This is a genomic window from Cyclobacterium sp. 10D3-21 (assembly GCF_055809755.1).
The window spans coordinates 2,602,466-2,618,474 of the sequence record NZ_CM147924.1; the positions used below are offsets into that span (position 1 = coordinate 2,602,466).

At 38.2% G+C, this 16,009-nt stretch carries 13 protein-coding genes; 8 read left to right on the forward strand and 5 right to left on the reverse strand.

Going from position 1 to position 16,009, the window contains the following annotated elements; genetic code table 11:
- Window positions 1–2: 2 nt before the first annotated feature.
- The 3 genes from AC0L7T_RS10565 to AC0L7T_RS10575 all read left to right on the forward strand — a co-directional run bounded on the left by AC0L7T_RS10565 (window position 3) and on the right by AC0L7T_RS10575 (window position 4,612).
- The gene (locus tag AC0L7T_RS10565) at window positions 3–890 is read left to right on the forward strand and encodes a sugar phosphate isomerase/epimerase family protein (protein ID WP_473342576.1); all 888 of its coding nucleotides are present in this window, start codon (window positions 3–5) and stop codon (window positions 888–890) included.
- A gap of 33 nt (window positions 891–923) precedes the next feature.
- Complete coding sequence (locus tag AC0L7T_RS10570; protein WP_473342577.1) at window positions 924–2,297, forward strand: Gfo/Idh/MocA family protein; 1,374 nt, start codon at window positions 924–926, stop codon at window positions 2,295–2,297.
- Window positions 2,298–2,515: 218 nt separating this feature from the next.
- Window positions 2,516–4,612 carry an alpha/beta hydrolase family protein gene (locus tag AC0L7T_RS10575; protein ID WP_473342578.1) on the forward strand — a complete coding sequence of 699 codons (2,097 nt, stop codon included), beginning with the start codon at window positions 2,516–2,518 and terminating at the stop codon, window positions 4,610–4,612.
- Window positions 4,613–4,885: 273 nt separating this feature from the next.
- Here AC0L7T_RS10575 and fbaA read toward each other — a convergent pair whose 3' ends face one another.
- Entirely contained in the window at window positions 4,886–5,947 is a 1,062-nt protein-coding gene (gene fbaA, locus AC0L7T_RS10580; RefSeq protein ID WP_473342579.1) for a class II fructose-bisphosphate aldolase, read from the reverse strand.
- 200 nt (window positions 5,948–6,147) lie between these two features.
- Here fbaA and AC0L7T_RS10585 point away from each other — a divergent pair, with 200 nt between their 5' ends.
- The gene (locus AC0L7T_RS10585) at window positions 6,148–7,005 is read left to right on the forward strand and encodes a substrate-binding domain-containing protein (RefSeq protein WP_473342580.1); all 858 of its coding nucleotides are present in this window, start codon (window positions 6,148–6,150) and stop codon (window positions 7,003–7,005) included.
- Between the two features lie 203 nt (window positions 7,006–7,208).
- On the opposite strand, the gene AC0L7T_RS10590 is transcribed toward AC0L7T_RS10585, so the two are convergent.
- Window positions 7,209–8,000: an NIPSNAP family protein gene (locus AC0L7T_RS10590; protein ID WP_473342581.1), complete on the reverse strand. Its 792-nt coding sequence runs from the start codon at window positions 7,998–8,000 to the stop codon at window positions 7,209–7,211.
- Window positions 8,001–8,175: 175 nt separating this feature from the next.
- Between AC0L7T_RS10590 and AC0L7T_RS10595 the strand changes: the two genes are divergently transcribed.
- The 3 genes from AC0L7T_RS10595 to AC0L7T_RS10605 all read left to right on the forward strand — a co-directional run bounded on the left by AC0L7T_RS10595 (window position 8,176) and on the right by AC0L7T_RS10605 (window position 10,989).
- Window positions 8,176–9,123 carry a UDP-glucuronic acid decarboxylase family protein gene (locus AC0L7T_RS10595; protein WP_473342583.1) on the forward strand — a complete coding sequence of 316 codons (948 nt, stop codon included), beginning with the start codon at window positions 8,176–8,178 and terminating at the stop codon, window positions 9,121–9,123.
- A 263-nt stretch (window positions 9,124–9,386) separates the two neighbouring features.
- Complete coding sequence (locus AC0L7T_RS10600; protein WP_473342584.1) at window positions 9,387–9,794, forward strand: response regulator transcription factor; 408 nt, start codon at window positions 9,387–9,389, stop codon at window positions 9,792–9,794.
- A complete protein-coding gene (locus AC0L7T_RS10605; protein WP_473342586.1) occupies window positions 9,787–10,989 on the forward strand; it encodes a sugar transferase in 1,203 nt (400 codons plus the stop codon). The genes AC0L7T_RS10600 and AC0L7T_RS10605 overlap by 8 nt, the downstream gene beginning before the upstream one ends.
- On the opposite strand, the gene AC0L7T_RS10610 is transcribed toward AC0L7T_RS10605, so the two are convergent.
- Window positions 10,986–12,212, reverse strand: coding sequence for a glycosyltransferase (locus AC0L7T_RS10610; protein WP_473342588.1), 1,227 nt, complete (start codon window positions 12,210–12,212; stop codon window positions 10,986–10,988). The two genes, AC0L7T_RS10605 and AC0L7T_RS10610, sit on opposite strands and share 4 nt — an antisense overlap.
- 146 nt (window positions 12,213–12,358) lie before the next feature.
- On the opposite strand from AC0L7T_RS10610, the gene AC0L7T_RS10615 reads away from it, so the two are divergent.
- Window positions 12,359–13,528, forward strand: a complete 1,170-nt coding sequence (locus tag AC0L7T_RS10615; RefSeq protein ID WP_473342589.1) for a glycosyltransferase — start codon at window positions 12,359–12,361, stop codon at window positions 13,526–13,528.
- A gap of 22 nt (window positions 13,529–13,550) precedes the next feature.
- Here AC0L7T_RS10615 and AC0L7T_RS10620 read toward each other — a convergent pair whose 3' ends face one another.
- Window positions 13,551–14,879 (reverse strand): oligosaccharide flippase family protein, encoded by a 1,329-nt coding sequence (locus AC0L7T_RS10620; protein ID WP_473342590.1) that lies wholly within the window; start codon window positions 14,877–14,879, stop codon window positions 13,551–13,553.
- A complete protein-coding gene (locus tag AC0L7T_RS10625) occupies window positions 14,876–16,009 on the reverse strand; it encodes a glycosyltransferase family 4 protein (RefSeq protein WP_473342592.1) in 1,134 nt (377 codons plus the stop codon). The genes AC0L7T_RS10620 and AC0L7T_RS10625 overlap by 4 nt, the downstream gene beginning before the upstream one ends.

The window sequence follows — 16,009 nt, forward strand, 5'->3', positions numbered from 1 at the left end:
CAATGAACAACGATCAAAATAATCGAAGAGATTTTCTTAAGAAAAGCCTTTTATCAGGTATTGCACTAAGCAGTATGGGGGCAACATGGGCCAGTCCAGCTGTTCCTAGAGCAGCTTCCATGAAGTTGGGTTTGGTGACCTACCTGTGGGGAAAAGACTGGGCTTTGCCTGAACTTATAGCCAATTGTGAAAAAGCAGGTTATGAAGGGGTGGAGCTTCGGACACAGCATGCCCATGGGGTTGAAACGAGTCTTAGCAAAAAAGAACGAAAAGAAGTTAAAAAGAGGTTTAAGGGCAGTCCAGTGACCTGCGTAGGATACGGTAGTAATTACGAATACCATAGCCCAGATCCAGCAGAATTGGCGGCAAATATTAGAGATACCAAAGAATACATCAAATTGTGCCATGACATTGGCGCCACTGGAATTAAAGTCAAGCCCAACCGACTACCAGAAGAAGTGTCCAGGGAGAAAACCATTGCTCAAATTGCAAAATCGTTTAGCGAGGTAGGTGAATATGCCAAAGATTATGGGCAGTTGGTGCGTGTAGAAGTACATGGAAAAGTAACCCAGCAGCTTCCTGTGATGAAAGAAATATTTGATCAGGTAACCTCTTCCAATGTGAAAATTTGCTGGAATAGCAACAATACGGACCTAATGGAGCCAGGCCTTGAGGGGAATTTTGAAATGGTCAAACAATGGTTGGGAGATACCACCCATATCCGGGCTTTTGATGAAAACGATTATCCTTTTCAGGAACTATTCAAGTTGATGCATCAAGCCGATTACAATGGTTGGATTCTAATTGAAGCCCATAGTGATCCTGCTGACAAGTTGGCCGCCATGATTGCTCAGAAAAAAACTTTTGAGCAATACCTAAAAAACCTATAGGACAGAAGAACCGAAATTAATCAAAAAATTGAAATGACAGAAAGAAGAGATTTTATCAAAAAAAGCCTATTGGGAAGTGCAGGGCTGGCTGTGGCAGGAATGACCATGAGTGCCAAATCCTATGGGAATATCTTAGGTGCCAATGATCGTTTGCACATAGGCATGATTGGTATTAGGGGACAAGGTACCAATCATATCAACCAGTATTGTAAGCTTAAGGAAAGTAGAAATGTTGTCATCAAAACCTTGTGTGATACGGATGAGAATACCTGGGCTGAAAAAGTGAAACTGGTAAAAGACACTGTAGGAGATAAGCCCAACACAGAATGGGACATGCGAAAGGTTTTGGATGATCCTGAAATTGATGCCGTTTCATTTGCTACGCCAAATCATTGGCATGCACTTGGTACCATTTGGGCATGTCAGGCTGGAAAGCACGTCTATGTTGAAAAACCTGCAAGTCATAATGTGTTTGAAGGTAGGAAGATGATTGAAGCCGCCAGAAAATACAATAGAGTGGTTCAGGTAGGCTTTCAAAACCGGTCTATTGAAAATGTACAAGAAGCCATGAAATTTCTTCATGATGGCAATATAGGCGAAGTTTATATGGCCAGAGGCTTGTGTTACAAGCCAAGAAATAGTTTTGGTATCGCCAATGACAGTGCGGCACCTGAAGGATTGCATTATGACATGTGGCTAGGGCCAGCACCGTACCGGGCATATAACGAGAAAAAGGGACATTATAACTGGCATTGGCATTGGGACACAGGAAATGGTGATACCGGAAATCAAGGGCCCCACCAATTTGATGTTGCCCGCTGGGGATTGAATAAAAATGAGCACCCTGTGTCTGTATTTTCTTCAGGAGCCATTTACGGAATCTCTCCCAAAGAATGTTCACAGGAAACCCCTAATACCCAGACTTCCATCTTTAAGTATGAGGATGGTAAAACCTTGGAATTTGAAACCCGTGGAAGATATACCAATGGAGAATCTAGCCTTGGAACCAAAATAGGAAACATGTTTTATGGCACTGAGGGGTACCTTGAGCTTAACGGCGGTACCTGGAAAGCTTTCCGTACAGATGAGAAAGAACCATTTGCTACTTCCCAAATGGCTAAATCTGAAGTTTCCGGTAGCAATGTGTTGGTGGCTGCTCCAGGAGGTTCTGAGCACTACGCTAACTTCCTTGACAGTGTTAGGGCAGGAAACAATGAAGCATTGAATTGCGATATTAGAGAAGGCTATTATTCTTCTGCATTGCCGCAGATAGCTAACATTTCTTATCGTTTGGAGAGAGGACTTAAGTTTATGGGTGACTATGAGAGATTTGCCAACGATTCTGAGGCAGATACCATGCTCACCAGACCTAGTCGACCTCCTTACGTGGTCCCAGATCAGGTATAATTTTTAAGAATAAGGACCTAAAATATTGTCCTTTAATTCTTTACAATAAATCAGGAAGGTTTTTTCTTTTGTTTTGAAGGAAAAAGCCTTCCGTTTTTACGCCAATTATTGCTGGAAAATATTGGAAGCCTCAAGGATATTTAACAAATAATTAAAATAAACAAACGCCAGCTGGTTTTATAAACCCGTTGCACCATAAAATTACAAACTTTCTTTAAATGAAAAACATACCACTGACACTACTGCTTTTTATAGGCTTGTCTACTATCGGGTTTGCTCAAGAAGACCTAACAGTGATTCAATCTCACTGGGTTAACTTTACCGATGGCCCCAATGCCCTCTACAAACACCAAAGTCAACAGGCACTTGAAATGCTTGAAAAAAGAGACAAGGCCATTGCTTCTATCTCTTCTTTGAACGAATGGAAAGACTGGCAGGCCACTGCCAAAGACAAACTGATGGAGGTCGTAGGACCATTTCCTGAAAAAACACCTTTAAATCCAAAAGTTACTGGAAAGCATAAAGGCGATGGATATAAATTTGAAAACATTGTATTTGAGTCCCAACCGGGATTTTATGTGAGTGGAACGCTTTTTATTCCGGATGGTGTGAAAGGGAAAACACCTACCATTATTTATTGCTCAGGGCATACGCCTTTGGCTTATAGAGCTCCTACTTACCAGCATGTAATTCTTAACCTGGTAAAGAAAGGATTTGTTGTTTTTGGCTTTGACCCTGTTGGACAAGGAGAAAGATTGGAATATTTTGATCATGACACCAATAAAGATCTGGTAGGTGGCGCTACCAAACAACATTCCTATCCAGGAGCACAAGCATTTGTTGTAGGCTCTTCAGAGGCCAGGCACATGATCTGGGATGGTATCAGGGTGGTAGATTATCTGATGACTAGAAAAGAAGTGGATCCGGAAAGAATCGGAATCACAGGTAGATCAGGAGGAGGTACACAATCTTCTTATATTGCAGCCTTCGACGAAAGGATCAATGCTTCAGCTCCGGAAAATTACGTTACCAATTTCAAGCGACTGATGCTTACCCATGGTCCTCAGGATGCAGAACAAAATTTTTACCATGCCATTGCAGAGGGATTAGACCATCCTGATCTAATGATCGTCAGAGCACCAAAACCCAATCTGCTTATCTCCACTACCCGTGACATGTTCAATATAGAAGGGGTTAGAGAAACCAGTCAACAGGTTCAAAGAATTTATGATGCCTATGGTGTCTCAGAGAATTTCCAAAAAATTGAAGATGATGATGGCCATGCTTCGACGAAGAAGAACAGAGAACGCATGTACGCTTTCTTTAGAAAACATCTTGACTTACCGGGAGCTGTGGAAGACCAGGACATCGATACACTATCAATGGAAGTATTGCAGGTTTCTCCTACAGGGCAGCTGGTGAGCAGCTACAATGGCAAAACAACGTATGATCTTAACAAGGCTGAACTTCAAGAATTGAATGGCTCTTTGGAAGAGAAGGTAGCTTGGGCTAAGAAACTTTCAGGTTATCAAAAGCCGGAAACATTGTCAGAAACCATGATGGTGGGAAGATTTCAACGCGATGGGTATACCATAGAACAACACCTGATGAAGGGAGAGGGAGACTACTGGTTGCCTTACCTTTTGATGAAACCTGACCATGCTACAGATAAAGCGGTACTATATTTAGATCCATCTGGTAAAGCTGTTGATGCTGAAGTTGGCGGAGACATGGAAGCCTTGGTCAAAGCAGGAGCCATGGTACTTGCTCCGGACCTTTTAAATACCGGGGAGATGGGCAATGGAGGCTTTAGAGGCGATGCCAATTTTGATGGCCATTCATACAACCTCTGGTTTGAAAGTATCCTTATTGGTAGAAGCATTGTGGGGATTAATGCAGGTGATGCCAATCGTCTGGTAGCTGTATTGCAGGAAAAAGAAGGCGCCAGGGAGATCAAAGGCCTTGCTAAGGGAGAAATGTCTTCGGTACTGCTTCATGCGGCAAATTTCAACCCTGCTATATCTTCAATAGCCTTAGTAGATCCAATGAGTTCTTACCGTGGAATTGTAGAGTCCTTCAGGTACAATACCAGTGAAATCAATTATACAGTAGCAGGTGCATTGAAGCATTATGATTTACCAGACTTGTTGGAAAATTTGAGCATAACCAATCCGTTGGTACTTCATGAAAATACTGAGTTGAAAAAAGAACACTCCCTATTGCCTGAGCGTGGAGGTAACGAAAAAATCAAAGCCCTTTCCGTGAAAAATGCAAACGATAGAAAAGCCCATTTGACAAAATGGCTTAATCCTTAAGTAAGGATATTGTTTCAATTTCAGGAACAGGTTTAACCTGAAATATGAATACAGATAAAAGGCATCGGGTTTCTACTCGGTGCTTTTTTTAAATCGCTCATTATTGCGAGGGGGAACGTAAAAGATTTGTAAGTTGAGGGCCCCTTTTAACAGTATCAACTGTCAACCTAAGAAATTATTAGACAACAGCTTTAAGGGGAAATCTGAAGAAACAAAGACAAAAAAGCTGCCCAAATAGGGCAGCTTTAACAATCAAATATCAATTTTCTAAACTTAATTTCTATTCAATGCATTTAGCATATCGAAGGCAAGTTCTAGTCTCTGACCAAAGTTCTCTTCACCTTTTCTAAGCCATACCCTTGGGTCATAGGATTTTTTGTTCGGACTGTCTGGTCCATCAGGATTTCCCAATTGGGTTTGAAGGTATCCTTCTTTCTTGTGGTAGTATTTCAACACACCTTCCCAGAATGCCCACTGAAGATCTGTATCAATATTCATTTTTACAGAACCATAGCTATTGGCTTCTCTAATTTCTTCTACAGTAGATCCTGATCCACCATGGAATACGAAATTTACAGGTTTGCCAGTAGTTCCGAATTTCTCATTGATATAATCCTGAGAGTTTTTCAAAATTATTGGCTTCAATGAAACATTACCGGGCTTGTATACACCGTGAACATTTCCAAAAGCAGCAGCAACAGTGAACAAGTCGTCTACTTTTTTCAACTCTTCATAAGCATAAGCTACTTCTTCAGGCTGAGTATATAGTTTGGAGCTATCGATTTCTGTATTGTCTACACCATCTTCTTCTCCACCAGTTACACCTAGCTCAATTTCGATTGCCATTTTAATTTTGGCAAACTCCTTGAAATATTTTACGGATGTTTCAATGTTTTCCTCAATAGACTCTTCAGACAAATCCAACATGTGGGAGCTGAAAAGAGGTTTTTTATAAGCTTCAAAATAAGCTTTCCCTTCGGCAAGTAAGCCATCTATCCAAGGAAGTAATTTCTTAGCTGCATGATCTGTATGTAACACTACAGGGACACCATATATTTCAGCCATTTTATGTACATGCAGGGCACCGGAAACACCACCTGCTACAGAAGCTTGTTGCTTGTCATTTGGTAGACCTTTACCAGCATAAAACTGAGCACCGCCATTTGAAAACTGAATCATTACCGGGGAGTTGACCCTTTTTGCGGTTTCTAAAACAGCATTCACAGTATTACTGTTGATACAATTCACTGCAGGCATTGCAAATTCACTTTCTTTCGCATAGGCCAATAGGTCTTTAAGCTCTTCGCCGTACTTTACTCCAGGTTTGAATTTCATATTAAATAATTTATGGTTGTATTAAATTTTGATCCACCTTTATTCACCGAAGTGATAGTTTTGGAACTCAAAGATATAAATAGTGCAGAACAATTACCTTATAATTTGATTGAAAAATACATTTTTACCGAATATTTCATTATTTCCTTGCCCATAATCATGGATTGGAAACTATAAAATTTCCTTTATATATTTGTTTTATGGATAAAATAAGGATTACAGGGGTGCCCGAACATTTTAATTTTCCCTGGCAACAGCTGGTAAAAGAACAACCTTTCTTGGATGATCAGGTTGAATTGGTTTGGGGAAATGAGCCCAGAGGATCTGGCGCGATGAACAGTGCCATAAGGACTGGTGCTACAGATTTAGCCATCATTCTCACCGAAAGTTTCCTTAAAGACAAAGTTGAAGGGAATCCGGGGAAAATCATAGGCTATCATGTGAAATCTCCTTTGGTTTGGGGGATTCATGTTCCTAATGCCTGTGAGGTACAAAGTCTCAGAAGCTTGAATAATGCGCCATTTTTAGTGAGTAGAATGGGATCAGGCTCTCATTTAATGGCTTATCTCTTGGCAAAAAGGGAAGGTTGGGATACAAAAAGTCTTGATTTTGAAACCATTGGTAATTTAGACGGAGCCATAAATTCCTTTAAGGACAATAAGACCAAGGCCTTTCTTTGGGAAAAATATACTACGAAGCCATTGGTGGACAATGGTTTTTTTCGGCGGATAGGCGAAATTCCGACACCTTGGCCATGCTTCGTAATCGTTGCTTCGGGTCAAATGCTAAAGGAGAATAAGGGCCTGCTCCAAAAAATTCAAAAGGAAATATACCGTATCAACAAGACCATTATGGAAGACAAGCAAAGCTTTGTTTTGCGTATAAGTGAAAACTACAAACTTGATAAAAAGGATGTTCAGGAATGGATGGGACAAACCAATTGGGCAACTGATGGAGAAGTGCCTGATCATGATGTGAATACGACCTTGGATGCTTTACTAAACCTTGGTTTAATTAATAAAAGGTTAGCGCCAGATGAAATCATTGAAAAATTATAGGTGAAAATTTAACCGGATTATGTAATAGGATACGTAAACCTGTCCCGTGTTTAAGGGAAATGATTTCAACACGTAATAGAAGGGCATTGCCTAATTTGGGTTTAAGTGAATGGCTGTATGTAATGTTGTTTTTACCTTTTTCAAGGCATAAAAAAGGCCAATCATAAGAAACTATGATCGGCCTTTTTTGCGGAAAATGAAATTTAGAAATCTGAGTAAGAAGTAGGTCTCAACAGTCTTTTGTCATTCTTCGCTACTGTATTGTCATATTCCTTATTTGCTTTCAAGGCTAACCAAGCTGGATAATCACTAAACGCTGCCCAGTGAGCGTCTCGATCTTCCATGTTTTCAAATGCAGTCATATAAACCAAATTCGGCATATTTGCACCTGCTATAGGTTCCCCATAAAAAACGCCATTAAAATTCAATTCATCAAAAATATCGATTTCTCCTTCATTAAACATTTTCACTTTTTGATTGTAAAGGCGTTCTGTGGCGGATTCATAACTCCTTAATTCATAGATTCTTTCGCTTTTAGGAGAACTTAGCTTAGGCAGAGCCATTCTGGTTCTCGTTTCAAAGGCTTGCATTAAAGAAGTCTCTATCCTACTAAAAGAAGGATTGTCGAAAGCCGCCTGAATATATGCTTTGCCATCCGCCTGGTGTTTGGTATCGGTATTTAACTTTCTCTGAAACCTGAAAAAATCTTTAGCGTTGGTAAATGGCAAAAAAACGTATATTTTTTTTCCAGCATCCGGTTCTGAAGGTAAAGGCTTGAATACACCTACATTCTCGACACCTGCTCTATGGGCTGCTGGAATAAATGCGTTTTCCAGATAGGTATCAATTACTTTTTCCTGGTTTGAATTTTCGATGTGGTACATCCTTATTTCGTAAAGATCACGTTTGCCATCTTGTGCTGCCAACGGAGAATTGAAGACCATAAAAAGTAGCACTATAGTGAACAACTTTAAAATTGGTAGGCTGTTTTTCATGTTATTTTAGGATTTTAACGATTTTGTTGTTTGGAATATGAGATAGATACTTAAATTTAGGTAAATTATAAACAACATTGAAAAAAAATTATTTGAATGGGTAATATATTATTATTTTTGCATATTACTCAGCAGCAATAGCAGACTTTAAGTTTTTAACTAATTATTTAATATAATGAAGAGGATTTTAGTAACCGGTGGAGCCGGATTTTTAGGTAGCCATCTTTGTGATAAACTTTTGGGTGAAGGCCATGAAGTGATTTGTGCAGACAATCTTTTTACAGGAAGAAGAAGAAATATTCACCATCTGTTGGATAATAAAAATTTCGAATTTCTTAGACATGATGTGACACTTCCATTGTATGTAGAAGTGGATGAAATTTATAATTTAGCCTGTCCTGCAAGTCCCGTTCATTATCAGTTTGATCCGGTTCAAACCACCAAGACAAGTGTGATTGGTGCCATTAATATGTTAGGACTTGCCAAAAGGTTGAAAATAAAAATTTTACAGGCCAGTACCAGTGAGGTTTATGGAGATCCTGAAATTCATCCTCAACCTGAATCGTATAAAGGTAGTGTAAGCATTACGGGCCCTCGTGCTTGCTATGATGAAGGGAAAAGGTGTGCTGAGACTTTGTTTTTTGATTATCATAGGCAGCATGAATTGAATATTAAGGTAATGCGTATTTTCAATACCTATGGACCTAGAATGCATCCAAATGATGGTAGGGTGGTAAGTAACTTTATTGTCCAGGCTTTGAAAGGAGAAGACATTACCATTTTTGGAGATGGCAAGCAAACCCGTAGTTTTGGATATGTGAGTGATTTGATTTCTGGAATGCATAAATTGATGAACAGTCCGGATAGCGTGATTGGGCCCATCAATATTGGCAACCCGGTTGAATTTACCATGTTGGAATTGGCTGAAAATGTTTTGGAACTTACAGGTTCGAAAAGTAAACTTAAGTTTATGCCTTTGCCTCAGGATGACCCTATGCAAAGAAAGCCTAATATCGATTTGGCGAGAAAGGAACTTGGTTGGGAACCGAAAGTTCAGTTGAAAGCTGGTTTAGTTGAAACCATTAAATATTTCGATCTTATTTTAAAAGAGGATAATATATAAGTCTTAATTCAACTCTAGTATTCGCATTGTTCTTTTCCAAAAGAGCAATGCTTTTTTTTGTCTATTGGTTGCTATTTTGGAATACATAATTAAGTTATTTAAATAATATATTTTGTATTTTATAAATTTTGTAGAAGAATTATCCTTGTAAATCCAAAAACATTTGATTAAATAAGGAAATTAAATATTAAAACCTTTTTTTATATGCAGGTTCGTTTTTACCTTTATTAGTAATTTAATAGAAAAAATTCTATTTCGTAACTATGAAAAATAAATATAAAATTTTTGGGATAGATGATGAACCTTCAGTTTTACTGATCATACAACATTATTTTAAAGAAAAATTTGATGTCAAGGTGTTTAACAAACCTGCAGATGCCATTGCGAATATGCAAGAAGGAGATTTGCCGGATATTATTATTTGTGACTTAAATATGCCCGAGATAAGCGGTGCCGAATTTGTTGGACTTGTACGTTCAAGCGGGTTTTTCTCCTCTATTCCTTTAATCGTTCTTTCTGCTACCGATTCTTCTGAAAAGAAAATCGATATTTTAAATATGGGAGCAGATGACTTTATGGTTAAACCTTTTAATCCCAAAGAACTTGAAGCCCGAATAAATTCAATTTTGAGAAGAACAGGAAAATTTGCTATCGAATCCATAAATGAATAAACAAACTAAAAAAATTGCATTGATTTCCAAAGATACCAAGGTTATTGATGCGATTGAAAAGGCCGTTGGTGATTCCTTCGAAATAAATACTTTTTCTAACGGTATTATTTTTTACAACACGCTTTCTACAGCTACTGATAGCTTTTGTTTGATACTTAGTGATTCTTCCTTATTGGATGTTCATGGAGTCGCCCTTAAAAATACAATTGAAAAGCTAGGGTTTGGTCATCTGCCTTTTTTTATGGTTGTGGATAAGGCCACTCCCGCAGACATCTATAATGCAATTTCTAAAGGAGTTTCTGATTTTGTCTTAAAGCCCATAAATGGAAAGCAATTAAAAACCAGACTGGAGTTTCAAATGAAACATCCAATAACAAAAAAGAAAAAGGCCCAATACTCTGCCTTAAAAGAGGCTAAAACACCATTTCTCAAAAGGGCTTTTGATATTGTGGTTTCCGGTCTTATACTTTTAGGATTGTTGCCTTTGTTCCTGATTGTTGCTATTTTGATCAAACTAGAATCAAGAGGACCTGTATTTTATTATTCTTATAGAGTTGGGACAGGGTATAATATTTTTAAATTTTACAAATTTAGGTCCATGGATCCTGATGCAGATGCCAAATTGCAGCAATTGAAGCATCTCAACCAATACAATGATGATGAAGTAGTGGAGGAAGTAGAAATCAAGTCTACTAATGTTGTTAACGAGGTAAAGGAACTCTGTGAATTTTGTGAACAAGCAGGTGGTGGTTGTCTTCAACCATTGTATGATGACAATAAAATGGTTTGTGAAAAACTTCTTATGGCTAAAAAAGACAGCAATAAGGATGCAGCATTTATCAAAATCAAAGACGATCCACGTGTGACAAGGATAGGTAAATTTATAAGAAATACTAGTATTGATGAATTGCCGCAGCTTTGGAATGTATTAAAAGGAGATATGTCTCTAGTAGGAAATAGACCTTTGCCACTTTATGAAGCGGAAAAAATCACCACTGACAAATATGCCCTAAGGTTCCTTGGACCTGCAGGGATTACTGGTCTTTGGCAAGTAGAAAAGCGAGGAAGAGGGGCAATGTCTGAAGAAGAACGACTAAGTCTTGACAATGATTATGTTAAAAATTTCAGTATTTGGTTTGATTTAAAAATTCTCTTAAGAACGATTCCTGCATTGTTTCAAAGTGAAAATGTTTAATTAATCAGTAATTCCCAAAATAACTTAACTCTCCCTTTCCAAGTGTTTTTTGAGGCTTCCAAATACCTTGCCTTTGCTTTTTGTTCAGTATTTGTTGCCAATTCTACCTCAATAGCTTTATTAAATGTCGCAGGTGATTTTTCCAAGCCAATAAATGGGTGAAACAATTGGATGTCCTCTGAGAAAGGCGTAGCTACTATGGGCTTTCCGGAAGCGAGGTATTCATTGATCTTAAGTGGGTAAATGCTTTTGGTAACCTCATTGCATAAAAAAGGCAATATTAAAAGCTGGAAGTGTGCCAGGTATTGAGGCAGTTGTTCTATTTTTTTTGGGCCTGTAAAGTACAAATTAGGAATTTCATCCAGGTTTATGGTTGTGTGTCCTTGATGATTCCTAGGGCCAACCATTACCATACTCTTGTCAGGATTTGCCTCACAGATGCTCTTTATTAAATCATAATCTAATCTATGACAAATATTCCCGGTATAGCCGATTATGGGCTGGGGTATATTTCTAATGTCTTCTGGCATCTCCAGTTGCTTTTCATAGGCAGTTTTGAACAGGTCAAAATCTGCTGCATTCGGAAAATAAGCCACTTTTTTTCCGGAAAGTTTTTCTAAATCCTTTTGCAGCATTCGCGAAGTGACCAAGCTTTGGTCTGCATTTCTAACAGCATCTATTTCTTTTTGGGCTCCATGTTTTCTCAAATAGCGCTCCAAGGCCCTGATATTATCCCGGGATTGATAAACGAATGCATTGGGTTTAAACCCTGTGGGTAATTTACTTAGATACAAAGGGTTAAAAGAATTAAAGAATATGAAATCTTTTTCCTTAAGCTCTTTTAATGCTTTTTTAATTGATTTGGCCAATCGCCTATCATTCCAATCCGAAAGTAAATTATAAAAAACACCCTGGGGTAGCCAGTTTATAGGAAGCATTAAAGGAGGTGTCAGGGCATATAGAAAAGGGCTAAATTGGGGCAATGGTTTAAGACTATCCTTTCCCCAAATTAAGGCCTGTTTCCTAGCGGAAACAGATGGTCTCTTGCGTTCTTTGAAATAATCCAATAAAGTAAATGGGTAGTCTACATAAACAACCTTTTGGGTTTGAGCAAAAGTTTTGGCAAGCGACCAGGAAGCTGATGAAAATTCACCGTCCCATCGGGACATACTTGTCATTACTATGGTAACCTTGTCAAAAGTAAGGTTAGAAAAATCCTTCATAAAAAGCTGTTTTTTTTCTAAAATAATGAATGTTTTCCGCATTGGAAAGCTTAAATTTAGGTTTATGTAAACCATTAATTTTTAAAGCTTTGATCTTATTTATTATTATTTCGTGTATTTGCAGTTTTTATCTTTTATTCCCATTATTGAGTACTTTTGTTTCATTTTTTGGTGGTAAAATAAAGCTAAATGAATCTGATCTGAATGCTGATTTTGCTTGTGTGATCACTGTATACAAAGAGAAAGATATAGCATGGCCATTGGTTAGGTCTCTTTTGGCTCAAGATTACCCTCATTTCCACATTTATTTGGTAGCGGATGGGATCGATGAAAAAATGGACATATTGGTAAATGAAAAACTTACCGTATATCAGCCTAGTCCTTTTCTTAATAGTAAAGTAGCCTCCCTGGGATTGGTACTGGAAGAAATGAATGAGAAACACAGTCATGTGGTAGTTTTTGACCCCGATAACCTGGTACCTTCGCATTTTTTAAGAATAATTAGTATGTTTCATGCAAGTGGGTATAAGGCAGTTCAAGGAAAAAGAATTGCTAAAAATATAGCTGGAACTTATGCAGCTTTAGATGCCTTGGGTGAATATTATTATGATTTTGCTGTGAGGAATATCCCTTTTCGTTTGGGATCATCCTCTACGATTGCAGGTTCAGGAATGTCTATCGAAAAAAACTTGTACGGCAAAAATATCGCCAAAGAGTTATTGGTATTAAAGGAGCAAGGTGTGGTAGTAGCAGAGGATAAATCCTTGCAATCAGAGCTAGTAGGTCAAGGGCATAAAATTGCCTATGCGGCCGCAGCCATAATTTTTGATGAGAAGATTACTGCCTCTACACAAATTGGCAGACAAAGGGGAAGATGGCTTAATAGTTACTTTGGTCAGTTGCCAGGAACTTTAAAACTTTTAGGAAAAGGGATTGTGAATTTTGACTGGAATCGCATTTATTTTGCTTTGATGACTGCTATGCCACCTATGGTGATTTTGGTTGGCATTAGTGGCTTATTGGCATTTGTCGCATTGTTTGTCCAATGGAGTTATTTTTTCCTCTTAGGAGGAAGTCTTGTATTGTTTGCCCTAGGTTTCCTACTGCTATTGCTTCTTAATAAGACACCACAAAAAGTACTAAACGCCATCCCTAAAATACCGCTATTTGTATTGGGACAAATCTCCGGTATACTTAATATAAGGAAAGCCAATAAGGATTTTATGGCAACCACTCATAATGAGATAACTGAAATTGGCCCACTTTGGGAGTCTAGAAAAAAGGAGTTTAAACACCTTGAAAAATATTGGCAATAGTGGACTTAGAATTGCTGTGATTTCATTTCTTGAGCTTACTACGCAGTGTATTGAGCATTATTGGATAATTTTGAAATGCCTTGAGCCAACAACGACCGAAATTGACTTCAATAAATTTGTTTAAAATGATATGCTTGATTATCGCAGTAGTGAAAACCGCAAGTACCAACCCGTAAGCTGCTCCCAAAAGGCCAAACCATTGAATAAAAATCCAGCTAAAAATGGCACCATAAATAAATGTGCCAAATACCATAATCATATTAATAAAGGGCTTGCCAATAGCATCGAGAAATACACCAGACTGTCTATCAAATGGCTTTATAAGTGCTAAAAAAGCCATAATCCTTAAAAATGGAACGGCATCTAAGTAGGCCTCACCTGCAATGAAAAGAACAATGTAATGGGCAAACACCATACAAACTAACCAAAAGGGAGCCGTAAGGCTTAGCATCATTCCCAAGGTCTTCTCATAAATCTCTCCTACGAGGCCAGCCTGCTTTTTCTCATGGGCCTCTGCTGCTTTTGGATAACTGATAGAAGCGATAGAGTTGACGGGTATTTCCACCATGTTCATCACTCTTCCTGCAGTATTTGCCATTGCCACTTGCACTGGAGACAACAGCGCGCCCAGTAAAAACTTGTCCAGGCTGTTTGTCAGCATCGACACCAGATTAGTACCAAAAACATATTTACCAAAATGGAAAATTCTGCTCAGCCAGTATTTTTTTGCTTTGAAACGAAATTTAAAATATTGTCTTACTTGATATACAGACATAAAAGTAGCCAAAAGAAAAGCGAGATTTTGATACCAGGCCAATTCAATCAAACTAAGCTTATTATCAATTAGGTAGGCAAATAAAATAACCAAAAAGAAAGGCAGGCTTTTGCTTATTCCCGCAAAAAAATAAGCTTTGAAATCATATTTGGCCTGCATAAGCACCATATTATGGGTATGGAAAATCAATACAGGAAGTACTATAGAATGAATTTTCAATAAATCGGCTAACCCTTCACCATTTAGTAATTGCTCCAAAGGCTTGGCAAACAACCATAATAAAATCATCATTAAAAAGCTTAAAGCAGCATTTAACCAGATCGAAGCAGTTTGAATTTTTGCTTGTAGGGCCTCATCCTTTCCTACAAGGAATTTAATCATCCCATTTTGAATGAATCCATTTCTGGCCATATCAATTATCGATACAATAGTGATAAGCAACACCCAAATTCCAAATTCTTCGGGACTAAAAACCCTTACCAAAAGCATGAATCCTATAAATCCGAGTAAAAAATCTACCCCTCGGTGCATCATTGTAAAAAATCCTCCGGTAAGCCAATATTTCTTATCTGTCATTTGTGCGGGTTGATTTTCTGATAAGCAGCAAGTGTGTCCAATGCTCCTTTTTTATAATCAAATAGAGGTGGTCTTAGAAACCCCCTTTGTATAAGCATATTTCTGGATGCCGAATCGAACAATGTTTTTTCAATGGCTTTGCTAATTGATGCTGGATTAAATGGATCAATGATAATAGCAGCATCTCCAGCTACTTCAGGCATTGAAGAGGTGTCGGAGGTGATTACAGGGCAACCACAAGCCATAGCTTCTAAGATGGGAAGACCAAAGCTTTCTCTTAAAGATGGGTACAAGAATACTTTTGCCTTACTGTAAATGGCGGGTAAGTCTTCATTGGGAATATATCCTGTGAGGTGAATCTTTGAAATCAAATGTGGTGCTTTAATCTCTTCTAACATTTTTATGAGCACCTCTTTCCCAAAATCAGGCATGACTAAATCAGGGTGTTCAATACCCCTCTCCTCCAGAATTGCCAAGCTTTTGAGCACTCCTCTAAGGTTTTTCTTTGGATCAGTATTCCCCAGAAAAAGTATGAACGATTGTGGTAAACTGTACTTTAAGCGGATAGCTTCCTGTTTTTGGAGGTCTTCTATTCTAAAATGACCGGCTACCCCATTGTAGATGACCTGAACCTCATCCTTTTCTAACCCAAAATGTTCCACAATTCTCTTCTGCTCGTAATGGGAAACTGTAAAAATCATGGAAGCTTTTTTTACCACCTTTGGTACATTCCATCTTCTGTAGATGTTTCCCAGTCTTTGGTACCAGGTGCCTTCCTTTAGGTTTATTTTTTCCAGATATATAATATCATGTAAGGTGATAAGCAGCGGTATTGAACAAGAAACTGGTGCAGTATTGCTGGTACAATGTAGAATGTCTAATTGATAGGTTTTTATAGCTTTGGCAAGATTTTTCTGTTCCCAAATGGGATAGGGTGATGGAGGCAAGGGGACAATTTTAAAATTACTTGTTTCATTTATTGCTGAAGGGTCCTCTGTATCATTTACAAAAATGAAATACTCATTTTCAGTATCCAGCTGCTGCAAGTTTTTAATCAAGGCTAGGGCTACCATGTCCATGCCGTGTTTTTTCTTTCTAAAGATACGTTGCGCTTCTATGCCTATTCTCAT

What these genes read in the sequence shown, in the direction of transcription:
- AC0L7T_RS10585 (WP_473342580.1), top strand. Translation starts at nt 6,148, where the DNA reads ATGGATAAAATAAGGATTACAGGGGTGCCCGAACATTTTAATTTTCCC.
- AC0L7T_RS10595 (WP_473342583.1), top strand. Translation starts at nt 8,176, where the DNA reads ATGAAGAGGATTTTAGTAACCGGTGGAGCCGGATTTTTAGGTAGCCAT.
- AC0L7T_RS10590 (WP_473342581.1), bottom strand. Translation starts at nt 8,000, where the DNA reads ATGAAAAACAGCCTACCAATTTTAAAGTTGTTCACTATAGTGCTACTT.
- fbaA (WP_473342579.1), bottom strand. Translation starts at nt 5,947, where the DNA reads ATGAAATTCAAACCTGGAGTAAAGTACGGCGAAGAGCTTAAAGACCTA.
- AC0L7T_RS10610 (WP_473342588.1), bottom strand. Translation starts at nt 12,212, where the DNA reads ATGAAGGATTTTTCTAACCTTACTTTTGACAAGGTTACCATAGTAATG.
- AC0L7T_RS10570 (WP_473342577.1), top strand. Translation starts at nt 924, where the DNA reads ATGACAGAAAGAAGAGATTTTATCAAAAAAAGCCTATTGGGAAGTGCA.
- AC0L7T_RS10625 (WP_473342592.1), bottom strand. Translation starts at nt 16,009, where the DNA reads ATGAGAATAGGCATAGAAGCGCAACGTATCTTTAGAAAGAAAAAACAC.
- AC0L7T_RS10575 (WP_473342578.1), top strand. Translation starts at nt 2,516, where the DNA reads ATGAAAAACATACCACTGACACTACTGCTTTTTATAGGCTTGTCTACT.
- AC0L7T_RS10605 (WP_473342586.1), top strand. Translation starts at nt 9,787, where the DNA reads ATGAATAAACAAACTAAAAAAATTGCATTGATTTCCAAAGATACCAAG.
- AC0L7T_RS10600 (WP_473342584.1), top strand. Translation starts at nt 9,387, where the DNA reads ATGAAAAATAAATATAAAATTTTTGGGATAGATGATGAACCTTCAGTT.
- AC0L7T_RS10565 (WP_473342576.1), top strand. Translation starts at nt 3, where the DNA reads ATGAACAACGATCAAAATAATCGAAGAGATTTTCTTAAGAAAAGCCTT.
- AC0L7T_RS10620 (WP_473342590.1), bottom strand. Translation starts at nt 14,879, where the DNA reads ATGACAGATAAGAAATATTGGCTTACCGGAGGATTTTTTACAATGATG.